Source organism: Moraxella sp. K23 (assembly GCF_041154765.1).
Lineage (GTDB): Bacteria > Pseudomonadota > Gammaproteobacteria > Pseudomonadales > Moraxellaceae > Faucicola > Faucicola tetraodonis.
Map to the genome: position 1 here is coordinate 99,167 of NZ_AP031595.1, position 16,031 is coordinate 115,197.

A 16,031-nucleotide genomic window follows, 5' to 3' on the forward strand; every position below is an offset into this window, starting at 1 on the left:
CCGTATCCCATGTCGTAGGAGATGATGATGGCAAGACCCAAAGGAGCGACCCCGCGTAAAGCGCCAAGCACGATGTCGTTTTTTGCTGCCATGTTGGTGGGCATGATATTGACCGTGGGGATTGGTCTGTTTGTTTATTTGTGGAATCCATTTAACCAAGGCAAAACCACGAGCAGCGACGAAGCGCCGATGGTGCAGCCAAAGGTGCAAGACCAACCCAAAACCAATAACTACGAGTTCTATGACTTGCTCAAAGAACAGCAGGTCAGTGCCGTCCCCGACGAGGCGGCTGCCAGTCAGCCAGTCTCGGTGCAGCCTGATGTGGTGTTGACCCAAGCTGACAGCACCAGTGCGCCCAAATCAGCGAATGTCAGCGTGGTCGATAATCCGTTGTTGTCTGATGATAACGGTACCAAACCACGGGCTTCAGCCAACAATAGTACGATAGACACCAGCACCGCTGCCGATGACAAAAGCAGTGCCGATGCCATTGTCATTGGCAATGAAGAGCCTACGCGGACATATATCTTGCAAATCAATAGCTTTGATAATGCTGATGATGCGGATAAACGCCGTGCTGAAGTGCTAATGGCAGGGGTGGATGCCCAAATCATCAAAAAACGCTTAAACAATGACCAAACCGTCTATCAAGTCATCTCTCGCGCCATGAGTAGCCCAGAGATGGCGGCACAAGCCCAACGCCAACTACAAAATAGCCGCATTGATTCACTGATTGTCGAGCAGCGTCGCTAGGCTGATTTGCATGCAAAAAAACCGTGTTGTGATAACACGGTTTTTTATTGTTCGGTGGAATTAAGCTTTTTTACGACTAAATTTGCGTTGCTTTTTATTTTGCAGTTCAGTCAAGGTGCGTTTGATTTCCTCATCAGTCAGTTGTGAAATTTGCTGCAAGATATGCATCACGTCCATGTTAAGGATAAACCGCGCGCTTTTTGCCATGGTATGAATGCGCGCATCGAACTCAATCAGCCCACTAGCCGACACCGTAATATACCCTAAACGCTCTAGCGCATCCATAAAGCTAGTAAACAAGGCACGGTCAAAAAAATCTGGCATATCATCTTCGTATAGCACGGATAGACGCTGACCGAGCAGATGACCCAAATCAATCACTTGATCTTTGGTGAGTTTGCCTGAGCCTTGCTGACTCAGCAGCGCAAGTACCATAAAGTAGCGCTCTAAACTTTGCTCAACTGAGTTGGCAAGCACTGTCAACTGCTGATAGCTACGGGTATTCGGCTCTGGCGTGGTCAGGATGCGATGACCGTCCGCATTCACCCCTTTGTCCACGATGATTTTTTCTTCGACTAAAGTATCGATATGCTCACGCAAAGTGTCATTTAGGGTGCGCAGTGGGTATTTCAAAAACAACTCTGCTTGCAAGAAAGGATACATAATACCCACCACCCGCTCAATGGTGTTTAGGCTCATGGTGCCATTACGCTGTATCAATGATGCACACAGTGACGCGATGATATAAATATGCAAAATATTGTTGCGAAAATAGCTCAGTAGCGGTGCTTGACCGTCCGCAATACGAATCAAGTCACCGAGCACATGTGGGGTGCGCTCGATGAGTTTAAGCTTGACACCATAGTTAATAATGGATTCTGGGCTTTGCTGGGTGATTGATACATCATCATCATACGGGATTTTTTCTGCGATACGTTGATACAGTGCCAACTGTTCACGACAGCTTTGCTCATCGAGTGCACCATGCGGCGTATCGAGCAGTACTAAAGATAGCAAAGTGACTGGATTAAGCACCGCAGAGCGGTTGATACGCTGCATGATTTTGATGCCCAAATTGTCAATCATGTGAGTGACATTGGCAGGCATATCACTATCGGTACGGTCTTTGGGTAGGGTATTTGGGGCAACGTCAAATTTTTTCATAAAATCAGCTAGATACAGCGGCTGACCAAAACTGACGTGCACATGACCGAAGATACGCTCGATTTTTCGGCTGGCTTTTAACAAACCCAATAACGACTCGGATTCTTTGGGTTTACCTTTAAGTTCACCCACATAAGTGCCGCCTTCCATAATACGTTCATAACCGATGTAGGTCGGGATAAAGACAATCGGTTTGCCCGCTTGGCGCAGATGGCTTTGTACCGTCATCGCTAGCATTCCTTTTTTGGGCGGCAACAAGCGCCCTGAGCGCGAGCGTCCGCCTTCGATGAAGTACTCAATCGGCGTGTTGCGCATCAACATACTATGCACGTATTCACGAAACACCGCAGAGTACAGCGGATTGCCTTTAAAACTGCGACGCATAAAGAAAGCGCCGCCATTGCGTAGTATTTGACCTAGCACGGGGATGTTTAGGTTCTCGCCTGCGGCAACGTAGGGCACCCGTAACCCACGTTTATAAATCACGTATGACAGCAACAGATAGTCCATGTGACTGCGGTGGCAAGGCACATAGATGATTTCATGGTCGGATGCCAGTTTGCGTACCCGCTCAAAGTGCGCCACTTCAACCCCGTCATACAACTGTGTCCACAGCCAGGTCAAAAAGCGGTCAAAAAAGCGCACGGTTGCAGACGAGTAGTCACTGGCAATCTCGTTCAAATACCCACGCGCCAATTTGCGGCTTTTGGCGAGTTCACGTGAGTTTTCTTTGCTATCGACATTCACGGCATGCTGAATGGCAGGCGTATACAGAATTTTATCGACCACATTGCGACGGTCTGATAAGTCAGGGCCCAAGATGGCTTCTTGTTGTTTATCCAGATAACCTTCTAAACGCTGCTGTACCCGTGCAGTGATGGTGTGTAAATGATGGCGGTCGTTACTAGCAGTATCAGTGGGTGCCACGCTATCGGCTTGCAGCACAGGGTTCTTGCTAATCTCATCTTCGATGATGCCACGCAGGTCTTTGGGTGAGTGAAACTGCACATAAGTATCCCGCCCTTTGACCCCGATGTTAAATAGCTGTTTACTGATGGTAGGTACTTGCCATTCATCAGCGGTGAGGAGGTTAAACAGCGAATCTTCTTTTTCTGGGGCGCGCCCCCACAAGATAGTGACAGGGATAAAATCAATGTGTAGCGTTGGGTATTGCTCGACGGCTTCAATCAAGCGTAATAGGCGAGGTGAGAATACGGCGCTGTCATGAGACAGTTTTTCTGTTTTATGGTGATGCAAAAAAATCATTGCGGTATTTTCATCAATACCATGCGCCCGATCGATGACATTGGCTAGGGCAGGGGGTAGGTCGTATTGTTTGGTTTCTAGGTCAATTAAAATACTGTTGCTACGAGAATACTCTTTGAGCACATAAAAGGTGAGTCGCTGGCTTGATGTGTCGCTATCCATATTTGTATTGGCGCTTGCTAAGCTACCGCTAGCTAGCGGTAGCTTATCATCGCTAACCTGGTTCCTGGCTTCGCTAATATTGGGGATGTCGCCGATAAGTTTGGATTTGACGGCGAGCCCCAATAATTTGCCAGAGACTTGTCGGTATAGATTTTTTAACAGCGGGGTCGCAGCAGGATGGGTACCTTTGTTGTTTGCTTCGGTAGTGCCTGAATTTTTCCCTACGTGATTCATAGTATGCCTAGTGATTGCGTGATTTTTTCGTAAGTTTTTTAAAGATAAATACAAGGTTTAAAAATTGTCTTATCATGCCATAGATTGATGAATTTCTAAACCTTATCACTCAAAAATTCTTGTATAATGAGTGACTTTAATCCATTTTATCTACCCAAAATAACGTTAATGATAAGAGCGTCTATGGCAAGCCAGCAAGATATAAACCATACCCATACGATTGATATCACTCACCAACCACAGGTGCCCGTAACGCATCAGCAGCTTGAGCAGCAAGCGATTTGGCAGCAATTGGTCACGCAGTTATTGGAAACCTTAACCCTCGTACCGTATCAAGACAGTGTATTTATTGGGCAAAGCCACGACTATGTCGGTGCGCGTATTTTTGGTGGGCAAGTACTGGGACAAGCATTGATGGCAGCCAGCCATACCGTAGAGCATGCAAAACCTTGCCACTCATTTCATGGCTATTTTTTGCGCGGTGGCGATATCAATAAGCCTGTATATTACCAAGTCGAGAAATTACGTGATGGTCGTAGCCTTGCTTCACGTCAAGTGACAGCACGCCAATATGATGACGATAACCAACCGAGCATAATTTTTACCATGATGGCGTCTTTTTCACCGTTTGAAGAAGGGCTTGAGTATCAACAAGCGATGCCAACGTATCCTGCGCCAGATGTGTTGCTGACCGAGCAGCAGCTCAAAGACCAAGTGGTAGGCAAAATCCCTGATGCCCTAAAAGCGCGCTTTATGCGCCAGCGTCATATCGAAATCAAGCCAGTACAGCCGCGTGACCCGATTCATCCAAAAATCATGGAACCTAGCCAAGCCAACTGGCTACGTATTCCGCAGCTCGGTAAACAGTCGATTCAAGTGCAACAAGCACTGCTCGCATTTTCTTCTGATTTTTATTTGATTGGTACAGGGCTGATGCCACACGGGATTAGCTTTATGACTAAAGGGTTGCAAGCGGCAAGTATCGACCATAGTATGCATTTTCACCGCCCATTTGATATGAATGATTGGTTACTCTATAACATGTGGTGTGATACCACGTCACAGTCAAAAAGCCTAAACCACGGTCAATTTTGGCAAAATGGCAAATTGGTCGCCACAACCCAGCAGCAAGGGTTAATGCGACTGCGCTAGTGATTCAATAATTTTTACCTTGTATTAAACAGTAGCCGTATGAGAGAGAAAAATATGTCCAATCCCCCAATGAGTGATGCCGTCCGCCAAAACATCGCCCAACAACACAATCACCCATTAAAAGGCTTTGCGGTTATCTATGAGCAAAAAGTGGAATGGGGTGATATGGATGCGTTCAATCACGTCAATAACGTGGTGTATTACAACTATGCCCAGCGCGCGCGTATCCACTACCTTGAACAAGTCGATATGTTTAACTTACAAACTTATACCGTGCTCGCTTCGTCATCTTGCCAGTATTTGAATTCAGTCACTTTCCCCGATGTGGTTTGGATTGGCATTCGTGCCAAAAAAATAGGTAATACCAGTCTGACCCATGACTATGTTTACTTTAGCACGGCCCAGCAAAAAGTCGTCGCCACCGTCTCCTCAGTCATTGTATTTTTTGACCAAAATGGCAAAAACAAACAACCGATTTCTGAGGGTCAACGCCAACAACTTACCGAGTTAGAAAGTCATACGGTTTAAAAGTTATAGTGTTTAACTATTACTAAAATTGTTAAAAAAGCCACAAGTTGCAATGCTCGTGGCTTTTTTTGTTTGATAAATTGCTATCTCGTAAATCACGCTTTGTGGTCTGGGTTAGCAACGGTTTCCACCAAGTTTAGGTCAAATCCTGATAACGCGTTGAATTTGAGCGGTGATGACAGCAAACGCATATCACGCACGCCCAAATAACGTAAAATCTGTGAGCCAACCCCAATGCTGCGGTAGGGTTGGTGTTTAAGCGGTGAATTGGGTTTGTCAGCCATAAAGTTATCGAGTGCTTCGCCTATATCAATCGCTTGCTGATGCCCAATCCAGACAAACACGCCACGCTCTGCTTCGCTAATTTCTTTGAGTGAGGCATGGATATCCCAGTTACTCTTACCGCTGTTGGGTAGCTGCACGGTGAATAAATCTCGCAATGGCTGGAAGCTATGCACCCGCACAGTGCTCACGCCTTCTTGTGGGTTGCCCTTGACCAGTGCCAAATGGGTATCCTCTGAATTTTTTTCTTTAAAACGATAAGCAGTAAACTCACCAAACTCAGTTTGCATAGGATAATTAGCGATGGCTTCTACCGTTTGCTCATTGGCAATACGGTAATTAATCAAATCAGCGATGGTGCCGATTTTTAAGCCATGTTCTTTGGCAAAAATCTCTAGGTCATCACGGCGCGCCATTTCGCCATCTTCTTTGATAATTTCACAAATCACCGCCGCAGGTTCAAGTCCTGCCAAGCGTGTTAGGTCACAGCCGGCTTCAGTATGACCGGCACGGTGTAGCACACCGCCATTTTGTGCCACGATCGGGAATACATGTCCCGGTTGTACGATGTCTTCGGGTTTGGCAGTCGAAGACACCGCTGTTTGGATGGTTCTGGCGCGATCCGCTGCTGAGATACCTGTGGTGACCCCTTCTGCCGCTTCGATTGATACCGTGAAGTTGGTGCTAAATTTAGCGCCATTTTTATCCGACATAAGCGGTAAATTGAGCTGTTCACTGCGGTCAGCGGTGATGGTCAAACACACCAAGCCACGCGCGTGGGTAATCATAAAGTTAATATCTTCTGGGCGTACATGGGTGGCTGCCATCACCAAGTCGCCTTCGTTCTCACGGTCTTCATCATCCATCAAAACGACCATTTTGCCTGCACGGATGTCATCGATAATTTCTGCCGTTGTATTAAATGCCATAAAAGTGCCTTTGTTAGCGATTTATTGGAATAACATTGATTAAAAAACTGATTGAAAAACTGATTAACAAATAGGGACAGAAAATAAGCGCTATCAGCTAGTTTGTTCAAACTATTGTCCAAACCAACCTTAACAATCATCTCATCAAATTGGGTGAAGCTAGTATGGGCGCTCATTTCTTATTTGCGCGCTATTATAGCATTAACTCAGTGAGTCTAAGCAGCGAAATATTGATAGCCATACGCGCTGGTAGCGCACGCAAACATAAGGTTAGGGTAGATTAGTTAAAAAAATTAACAAAAATTGGTGATTTTGTATATTTTTTGAGCAAAAATTAAAAAAAACTGGTATATTATTACTGAATGATTAATAAAAATTACATTGTTAATACGTTTGGGGAAAACGCTATTAAAAAGCCATAGACGTCTAACCGATTTATTTATCTAAGGATCCTGTGATGTCAGTCTTTTATCTTATCTACACGAGCAAAATTACCTTACAAGCAAGTTTGCATACGATGACGTTGCCTGATATCTATCGTCAGTCAGTCGCGCGCAACACCCAGGCAAATGTCAATAGCGTACTATTTCTCAAGCAAGGCAACTTTCTACACTATATGGAAGGTAGTGAGCGCACTATCACCCAGCTATTTGACAAAATCAAAGCCGATAAAAGACACAAAAATATTCACATCATTGAGCAGGGACAGGCGCCCAATGCGCTGTTTGGGCACTGGAAAATGCACTGCATCAATTTAGATAGCGTCAATGATATGGATGATGTCGATGATATCAGCCCCCTGCTAGATTATTTTGAAACTGCGCAATTTGATAGCGCCAGTGTACTAAGGTTGCTTGCGGATGTAGAAAACTATTATCGTTCGGGCAAATGGCAAAGGCATCAACATACCAACTTTGATAAGGGCAGTTATAGCCATGCCAAGCTGCGCCGCTTGGGCTTTAAGCATCGCTATTTTTTGTGGATTCAGCTTGGGTTTTTGTTGGTGTTTTTATTGTTGGTCATATACTGGTTATTTCAGAATAGGGTTCATTTGGCTGCGCTAAATCATCCGTTGTCTACTTTGACGGGTTTTTTAGCCGCCGCGCTTTAATCATCGCGCTTTAATCGCCGCTTTTCAAAGACTGCCCTTTAATCACTGTTTTTTAACCACTGTATAAAGGCATAGGTTTGCTGTTCTTTGGCATTATCAGCAAAGTCAAACAACCGCTTGCCCAGCAAATTATCAGGCAGATACTGCTGTGGATGGTAATGGTTGGGGTAGTCATGCGGATAGATATAATTGGCACCATAACCTTCGGCGCGCATCAGCTTGGTGACGCCATTACGCAAATGTAGCGGTACAGGCGATTGGTCATTTTCAGCCAGTCGCATCGCTTTATTGATGGCTTGGTAACTAGAATTGGACTTCGGCGATGTCGCCAAATACACCACCACTTGCCCCAAAATAATCCGCGCTTCAGGCATACCGATGCTCTGCACACTTCGCAGGGCGGTATCGGCAAGTAGTAACGCATTGGGATTGGCAAGTCCGATATCTTCACTTGCCAAAATCACCAACCGCCGCGCAATAAAGGCAGGGTCTTCGCCCGCTGTCAGCATCCGCGCCATCCAATACAGTGCCGCATCAGGGTCACTGCCGCGGACTGATTTAATCATCGCTGACACTAGGTCATAATGGCCATCACCTGATTTGTCGTAGCGTACCAAGCTTGCACCTGCGACCGCGACGACATTGTCATCAGTCACCACAATCGCTGACTGACTGCCTTGCTTAAAATTGGGGCTTGATTGAATGGCGAGTTCAAGTAAATTTAACGCCTTACGCGCATCGCCTTGCGATAGCGCAAAAATCGCTTGGCTTGATTGTATTTCAATCTTAAATTGTTTAAAAACTGCATCATCGTCAATGGCACGTTGTAGTACTTGGCTGATTTCATCTTCGCTCAAGGGATTGAGCCGATACACTTGGCAACGAGACAATAGCGCATTGTTGACACTAAACGAGGGATTTTCGGTGGTCGCACCGATTAAAGTAATGTCCCCTGACTCAACCGCGCCGAGGAGTGCATCTTGCTGGGCTTTGTTAAACCGATGAATCTCATCGACAAATACCACCGGCGGCTCGCCAAACAAGCCGTCATCTTTTGCCAGTACTTCACGCAACTCTTTGACCCCTGCATTGATAGCAGAGAGTGGGCGAAAAGGACGACCCACGGCATCGGCTAATAGCATGGCTAGGGTGGTTTTGCCAATACCTGCTTCCCCATGCAAAATAATCGATGGCAAGTAACCTTGCTCAACAATACGGCGAATCGGTGCGTTGACACCGAGCAAATGGGTTTGTCCGATTACCTGGTCAAGCGATTTTGGGCGGACACGTTGGGCAAGGGGGATTTGAGCGAGTTGATTCATCATTAAGGTATAAGTTTAACTGGATTACTTAGTCGAAGGTCTTCAGCGATTTCACTATTTTTTAAATTGGGATTGTAGCTAAGTGCGGTACCTACTCGGTAAGTGCCATTTAGATTGATCGGAAAATGGCTCTCAGTGATTTGTCGTTCAAAGGTTAGGGTCGCACCCTGTGGGATAATTAAATCTTGTGAGCGACAAGAGTTTGTCACTTCACCCCAATTGTTTTGCGGATTGGCTTTATCAAATAAATTAATACCAATGTAGGCATTACAATTGGTAATATACAAATCTTGGTCTTTTGCCGTAATTGAGATTTTTAATTTCTTATTTGGCAATGGTTCTGCCAGCACATAACTCGTCGTTGTATAAGTTGGAACCGCAGGCTTTGACTCAGATGTTGTGGCTGGATTTGAACTTTGCTGCATAGACGGCACTGAACATGCTAATAAAGTAACGGCGAACATGGCAACCATCAATAAATGCCTAACTTTTAGCACCGTTTCTTTTAGCATCGTTTCTTTCCTTATCTAGCATGGCACCAAGTTTTTAAATCAAGTTTTTTAAATAACGCCTAGTATTGTAGTGTAGCAAACAAGGGCGTGGGCGGCTAAATGAGTTAAGGAGTGATGTTGTGTTTTCTTTCTTAAAACGCAACGCGGTTGTTAGGTATGGTTTGGCAAAGTTCAAAATCCCTTGTACGAACTGGGATTTTTTTAGGCATTTTAGCATGCCTAAATGACAGCGGTAAGCTAACTTGTTTGATTTGTGTGACTACTTGGATTGAGAAATATTTTTACTTTGTTAAATAAAATTAAACAGTCATGATGTGAGGCTTAATGAGCCATATTATTAAAAAAACTACAATATTGTTAATATGACAAGTGTAGATTGACGGGTCAGTTTTTTCTTTTTACAATTTCATACTTTAGTTAATATTCAAACTGACAGTTAGTGCTCACTTTGGTATTTCTTATTATTTAATCAGGCATTATTTAATAAGACATTATTTAATAAGACATTATTTAATAAGACATTATTTAATAAGACAGTTTTTTGGTAATACGGGCATCATAACGGCGAACGCATCAATTACTAGGGTAATTGACGGCTTGCGTGGTTGTTATGTTGCGGCAAAGCCATAGGCAAGTTATTAGCGAGTCGTATGAAATTACATCAATCCATCAAGCCATCGACTTACCCAGTAAGCCATCATCTGCAGCCACTATCACGCGTGCTTACCCTGTCGGCGTTTACGGTGGCAATGGTTTCGTTGAATTTGTCCTTATCTTTGGCAGCGACTGCTGCGACCACGATCACCAAACCCAGCACTACCAAAACCACCCCGACAAAAACTACAACAAAAACCACCAAAACGACCAGTACCCCCACCAAAAATGCTAACAAGCCGCCTGTTAAAACATCAGCTAAAACATCGGCTAAAATCACACCAGCAGCGGCAACCACAAAACCAACTAGCAGATTGCAGCCCAGTACCAGTGGCGACACCGCAGAGTTTACGCCGGTAATCAATACCCCGCCCAATCCTGAGCCTGTACTCAATGCTAACCCTGCCACCGACGCACCATCAGCAGACACGCCATCGAAAAAAACCGCGACCCGCGCCAATGAAGTTAAAGGTGGTAAAGCAGCTGGGCTCAGCTACGATCCTACTATCAATAATGGCGTGCCTTATCCGCCAAGTTATGGCCTAGATGTGCCCAGTAATTTGACACTGGCACAAGCGCAGCAGTACCTAGTCAAAGTATCACCCAAAGTCGCGTCAGACAATGCGGCAATCGTGAGTAATGAGCTGCGAGCTGAGTCAACCAAAGGCTTGAACAAACCGATTGTGTATCTGGGTGCCAGTGCCACGCATGTACATGTGGATAACAATATAGATACCACGGGCATTAAAAACAACCTAGCCAATGCCATTGACAACGCAGTCAATAACAATATTGGCAATTTGCCCATCACCTTGCCACTGCCTAGCGCCCCTGTCGATATCGGTGGCTTAATCACCGATCCGATTCCCAATAGCATCCCTGTCAATGTCGATAAAAATAGAACAGGCGCAAATGTCACCGTGCTATGGTCTGCTTATAACGGACATAAAACCGAAGCAGTGACCAGTTTGCTCAATGGTATGACGGATGAAAGCCGTGCCGATGCTGACTTGTCACTGGATGAACAATACACCACGCTTACCAAACGCTATTTTCAAACCCAGCTTGCCATCATGGCAGCGTATCTACGCGCCGATGCGCTCAATGCGATTCGTGCCACCGACCATGCCGCACAGCGCGCACTCGATGTGGGGCTGATTTCAAAAGTCGAGCGTTTGGAAGCCAAAAAAGCCTTAGCCGATGCCGAATACGAAAATAGCAAAGCGCTGAACGATGCTGAGCTTGCCATGACCGCATTACAGCGGTTACTTCGGACGCCGTATTTTATCAAACCAACATCGCCTTTATTTGTATCCACCAAGCCGTTGCCGCCACTGAGTTATTTTCAGCAGCAGGCTAAAATGCATCATCCAGGGTTTGATAAGGTTGCCGCCAAATACAACCAAGCCAAAGCGCTGCATGAATTTAGTGAATCCGCCTACAAACCCAATGTCACCGTCTTTGGTCGCTCGGAAATCGACGCTGACCCAAATTGGATTGCTGGAGTGTCTGCCAACTGGAAATTGTGGGGTGGGGTAGATCGCCGTACCAGTACCCAATCTAGCCTTGCCAAGCTGCACCAAGCCGAATTTAGCCAAGTCGATGTCAATGATAATATTATGTTATTGGTAGAAAAAAATTGGCAAACAGTCAACAATGCACGCGATAATTTCATTGCCTTAAATACCAATATTGAACTTGCCAGTGAGATGCTACGTTTTCGTCAGCTTGGCTTTAAAGAAGGCGTCAACACGGCCGTAGAAGTGATGCAAGCCGAAGCCAATTTGGAAAAAGCCAAAACCGAGCAAGCCAAAGCGGCAAATGATTATGTGCAGGCAATGGCAGACTTGATGCAAAGCTGCGGTACGCCACTAGAGTTTAACCGTTATATGCAGGCAGCGGACGTCAAGCTACCCGCGATTTATTTTGAACATCGTAAGAACTAATTAATTACTTTAACCCGTGTCTTTATTTCACCAGTAGGCTTACCGTATGGCTGATCCACAAAACCCAACACCAGACAATGCGATGGACAACGCTAAAGACAACACTTTGGACAGCGCTGCGGATAATGCTAATGCAGCGATGCACGCCCAAGCTGCCGATGAGCCGCACGCAGAGGACAGCCTGGCAGCCGCTACGACGGATAGCCGTTACATGCCGCCTACCAAAAAACCCAGTAAAATCCGCACCATCATTATAGCTTTGATTATCCTTGGGCTGATTGGACTGGTCGCGTGGGGACTAATCAAAGACAAGCGCGAAACGCGCAGCGAGCCTGTGACCATCCAAGGGCATATGGAAGTAAAGCAAACGCCCGTCGCTGCCAAAGTTGCCGGTCGTATTGCCAATATTTATGTCAAAGAAGGCGATGAAATTAGCGTCGGCACACGCTTGATTGATATGGATAGCCCGGAAATCAATGCCAAGGTCGAAGAAGCACAAGCAGGGAAAGAATTAGCCCAAAGCCAACTGGACAAAGCCAACAATGGCGCAAGACCGCAAGAGATTGAAATGGCAAAATACCAGTACGATGCTGCCCAATCCGCGGCTGACCTTGCTAAAGTCACCTATGAGCGTATCAACCGACTCGCAGCAGAAGGCTTGATGTCACGGCAAAAACGTGACGAAGCCTATACCAACTATGTCGCCAATGTCAATAAAGCCAAAATTGCCAAAGCCCAATATGAGTTAGCCAAAACGGGCGCGCGCAGTGAAGATAAAACCGCCGCGCAAGCGCAAGTCAGCCAAGTAGAAGGCAAGCTTAAAGAAGCGATGGTTGCCAAAGAAGAAGCCAATCTTAAAAGCCCGATTGCAGGTATTGTGGACAACGTGATTGTCAAACCAGGTCAAGTGGTGGGACAGGGCGTACCACTGATGACCATTGTCGACCCCAAAGACCAATGGGTCGTGCTTAACGTTACCGAAAATAACCTAAATCATTTTGCAGTCGGTAGTGAATTTAGCGGTACTGTTCCTGCATTATCGGTCAACAATCAGCCTTACCGCCAAGTGTTTAAAGTGTACGCAAGTTCCGTGCTATCAGATTTTGCCACGTGGCGCCCCACCAACAGCAAAGACGGCTTTGATATGCGTACCTTTGAGATTCGTGCGCGCCCGAGCCAGTCAGATACACGTCTAAGACAGGGCATGACCGTATTGGTTGATATACCGGCAAGCCAGCAGCCAACCCAAACACAATGAAGTCAACTATGGCATCAAAACTGACATCAAAACTGACATCAAACAAGCGCTCTAAAGCGTCACCGACATCGTCCGCTGTGCCAAATACCAGTGACAGTGTCAGTGCTGGTGACAATGACAATGATCAAGAGCGTCATGCGCAGTTCGATAACCGCTCAGGCTTTGTGCAATTCTTTACAGCGTTTTGGTACAGTGCGCGCCGTGAATGGGATTTTTTGGTGCAAAATCGCTGGGATTTTTCCTTGATGTTTTGGATGCCAATTGTGCTGATATTTTTGGTTTGGTGGATTTTTAGCAAAGGCATGGCAGTCGGGATTCCGATTGCGGTCATAGACAATGACCACTCCGCGCAATCTGCGACGATTATCCGGTATATTGATGCGACGCCTGAGGTTGCGGTGGTTAAAAGTCTTCATAGTGCCGCTGCCGCTCAGCAAGCCATCGAGACTACCGATGTCATGGCGGTGGTTGAAATCCCAGAGAATTTTTCAACCAATCTACTGGCTGGCAAAACCTCGCGCTTGCTACTCAATGTCAATGCCCAATATGGCACGCATTCAGGCATGATACAAAAAGCGGTACAAACAGCAGTCACTACCTTTTCGGCAGGGGCAGAGATGCAGCGGCGAGTTGCCATTGGCGAAGATGTCACCCTGACCAAAACCAGTTATGCACCGATACAATCGCAAAGTGTGGCACTGTTTAATACTGCCAATAATTATCAGCAATTTTTGGCGGTCACTGTGGTACCAGCCTTGCTACATATTTTGTCAATGGTGATTGGCGCGTCAACTGTCGGGCGAGAGTTGGTCGACAAGACGTTAGGTGAGTGGTATCAGTCGCTAACATCCCCCAAATTTGCCAGTAACCGCCTCTCTAACCCCAGCAATCCTGTCACACTGGGGCACGAAAAACCTAAGCTATCGCTGATTATCGCAGGGCTCAATGGCAAATTAATTTGGGCGATGTTTGCGTATACGCTTTGGGCAGCGGTGGCATTAACGTTGGTGATGCAAATTTTCCCCATTCGTTTGGCATCCGTGGCGATTACTTATCTGATATTTTTAATGTTTATGATGGTATCGTTCTGGCTTGGGGTGATTGTCACGGTCGGCACGTTTTCGTATCGTGAAGGCTTGTCATTTACCGGATTTATCTCCGCCCCGTCATTTGCTTTTTCAGGGGTGACGTTTCCATTTTTGGCGATGAGTCCTGCCGCACAGCGTTGGGCAAATGCCCTACCACTAACCCATTATCTCAACTTGCAAACCACCCAATTACAAATGGGCGCACCGCCATCGTTTGCCTATAGCAGCTTTATCGGATTTTTTATTGCCGTCATGATTACCTTGTTGTTAGCCGCATTGTTGACCAAAAAGGCCTTGCTGAAGCCTGAAAAATGGGGGCAACGCTGATGCCCTCCCAGACAACGCCCAGCAAAGTCGACGTAAGCAAAACTGCCAACATTTGGGAGCGCGGTTTTTTGCTGCAAGTTTTGCATGTGTGGCGCAGCGTGTTTCAAGACAAAGGGGTGCTCAGTATGCTACTGATAGCCCCGATTATTTATGGCTTTTTTTACCCGTGGCCGTATTCAAAAGAAGTGGTGCGTCATGTTCCTGTGGCAGTGGTGGATTATGACCATTCAAGTTTATCGCAGACCATTATCAGCTACGCCCAAGCCAATCCGCGCATCCAAAGCACCATTGTAAATGATGAAAACAGTGCCAAGCAGCTAATGTGGCAAGGCAAGATTGCAGGCTACATGGTGATACCCTCAGGGCTGTATCAAAAAGTGACCACAGGACAACCTGCCAAGGTGAGTATCCTTGCCAACGGTAACTATTTTTTGCTCAATAAACAAGTACAAACGGGGTTTTTAGAAGTCATCGGCACCGTGTCCGCAGGGGCGAAAGTACAAAAAAATGTTGCCATCGGGCAAGACATCACGGTTGCCAAAAACAATATTTCCCCTGTGGCGCTGACGATTAATCCGTTATACAACCGTACCGAAGGCTATGGTAGCTACATTGTCCCTGCGGTTGCGATATTGATTCTGCAGCAGATGTTTTTGATGGGCACGGCAATGCTAGTGGGTACTTGGGCAGAGCAAGACATGCACCGCGCTTCGATGAAAACGTGGCTTGCGCGAATATTGGGGTTAGCGTGTTTTGGTTTTGTGCTCGGCTGTTTTTATTATGGCTGGGTATTTTCCAACAATGACTATATCCGTAACCAAAATCTGACGGGTTCAATGGTACTGCTTGTCCTGTTTTTCCCTGCGGTAACAGCATTGGGCTGTCTACTTGGGGTGTGGTTTGGGGCGCGAGAACGGGCGATGCAAATCTTGGTCGCAAGTTCAATGCCGATGCTGTTTGTCTCAGGGATTTCATGGCCGTATCAAATGCTGCCTGAGCCCCTGCAGTATTTGCGCTGGGTGTTACCTAGCACCTCTGGGATGAATGCATCTGTGATGCTGAACCAAATGGGCGTGCCACTGGCGTATGTCAACGTGTATCTCATGGCGCTCATGATGATTTTCTTGGTTTGTTTATTGCTGCTACTTTTATTAGCGAGTAAAGAAAGTGAATCGTTAGCAGATTAATCCTTGCCAACGGCTATTTTCTTCATCATGCGGTTACACGTGCGGTTATTTGCCAAATTTGCGATGCGTGCAGCAAGCATCTATCATCCATCATCCATCATCTATCATTTGATAAACTTTTCGATAGCACATTGACACAGATGGGCAATTCGTGAT

Annotated in this window: 12 protein-coding genes; 8 read left to right on the forward strand and 4 right to left on the reverse strand. The window is 46.1% G+C overall.

All coding sequences use genetic code 11. From position 1 onward, the window contains the following. Positions 1 to 21: 21 nt before the first annotated feature. Entirely contained in the window at positions 22 to 753 is a 732-nt protein-coding gene (locus ACAM37_RS00465; RefSeq protein ID WP_369626276.1) for an SPOR domain-containing protein, read from the forward strand. Positions 754 to 813: 60 nt separating this feature from the next. Here the strand turns inward: ACAM37_RS00465 and plsB are convergent, their stop codons facing one another. After that, positions 814 to 3,579 carry a glycerol-3-phosphate 1-O-acyltransferase PlsB gene (gene plsB, locus ACAM37_RS00470; protein WP_369626277.1) on the reverse strand — a complete coding sequence of 922 codons (2,766 nt, stop codon included), beginning with the start codon at positions 3,577 to 3,579 and terminating at the stop codon, positions 814 to 816. Between the two features lie 183 nt (positions 3,580 to 3,762). Between plsB and ACAM37_RS00475 the strand changes: the two genes are divergently transcribed. Together ACAM37_RS00475 and ACAM37_RS00480 are read left to right on the forward strand one after the other, a co-directional pair. After that, on the forward strand, positions 3,763 to 4,731 hold the full coding sequence (locus ACAM37_RS00475; RefSeq protein ID WP_286130657.1) for an acyl-CoA thioesterase: 969 nt from the start codon (positions 3,763 to 3,765) through the stop codon (positions 4,729 to 4,731). A 54-nt stretch (positions 4,732 to 4,785) separates the two neighbouring features. After that, complete coding sequence (locus ACAM37_RS00480) at positions 4,786 to 5,259, forward strand: acyl-CoA thioesterase (RefSeq protein ID WP_369626278.1); 474 nt, start codon at positions 4,786 to 4,788, stop codon at positions 5,257 to 5,259. Between the two features lie 95 nt (positions 5,260 to 5,354). Here the strand turns inward: ACAM37_RS00480 and ribBA are convergent, their stop codons facing one another. Next, positions 5,355 to 6,470, reverse strand: coding sequence for a bifunctional 3,4-dihydroxy-2-butanone-4-phosphate synthase/GTP cyclohydrolase II (gene ribBA, locus ACAM37_RS00485; protein ID WP_095356474.1), 1,116 nt, complete (start codon positions 6,468 to 6,470; stop codon positions 5,355 to 5,357). 457 nt (positions 6,471 to 6,927) lie between these two features. Here ribBA and ACAM37_RS00490 point away from each other — a divergent pair, with 457 nt between their 5' ends. Continuing rightward, a complete protein-coding gene (locus ACAM37_RS00490) occupies positions 6,928 to 7,581 on the forward strand; it encodes a BLUF domain-containing protein (RefSeq protein WP_369626279.1) in 654 nt (217 codons plus the stop codon). Positions 7,582 to 7,619: 38 nt separating this feature from the next. On the opposite strand, the gene ACAM37_RS00495 is transcribed toward ACAM37_RS00490, so the two are convergent. Further along, positions 7,620 to 8,906 carry a replication-associated recombination protein A gene (locus tag ACAM37_RS00495; protein WP_369626280.1) on the reverse strand — a complete coding sequence of 429 codons (1,287 nt, stop codon included), beginning with the start codon at positions 8,904 to 8,906 and terminating at the stop codon, positions 7,620 to 7,622. Continuing rightward, positions 8,906 to 9,415, reverse strand: a complete 510-nt coding sequence (locus ACAM37_RS00500; protein WP_309593384.1) for a hypothetical protein — start codon at positions 9,413 to 9,415, stop codon at positions 8,906 to 8,908. Before ACAM37_RS00500 ends, ACAM37_RS00495 begins: the two co-directional genes overlap by 1 nt. Positions 9,416 to 10,065: 650 nt before the next feature. On the opposite strand from ACAM37_RS00500, the gene ACAM37_RS00505 reads away from it, so the two are divergent. The 4 genes from ACAM37_RS00505 to ACAM37_RS00520 are packed head-to-tail and all read left to right on the forward strand — an operon-like array spanning position 10,066 to position 15,875. After that, positions 10,066 to 12,015, forward strand: a complete 1,950-nt coding sequence (locus ACAM37_RS00505) for a TolC family protein (protein ID WP_369626281.1) — start codon at positions 10,066 to 10,068, stop codon at positions 12,013 to 12,015. Between the two features lie 46 nt (positions 12,016 to 12,061). Then, on the forward strand, positions 12,062 to 13,273 hold the full coding sequence (locus ACAM37_RS00510; protein ID WP_369626282.1) for an HlyD family secretion protein: 1,212 nt from the start codon (positions 12,062 to 12,064) through the stop codon (positions 13,271 to 13,273). An 8-nt stretch (positions 13,274 to 13,281) separates the two neighbouring features. Next, positions 13,282 to 14,688 (forward strand): ABC transporter permease, encoded by a 1,407-nt coding sequence (locus ACAM37_RS00515; protein WP_369626283.1) that lies wholly within the window; start codon positions 13,282 to 13,284, stop codon positions 14,686 to 14,688. Beyond that, positions 14,688 to 15,875, forward strand: a complete 1,188-nt coding sequence (locus ACAM37_RS00520; RefSeq protein WP_369626284.1) for an ABC transporter permease — start codon at positions 14,688 to 14,690, stop codon at positions 15,873 to 15,875. Before ACAM37_RS00515 ends, ACAM37_RS00520 begins: the two co-directional genes overlap by 1 nt. The last annotated feature ends 156 nt before the right edge of the window (positions 15,876 to 16,031 follow it).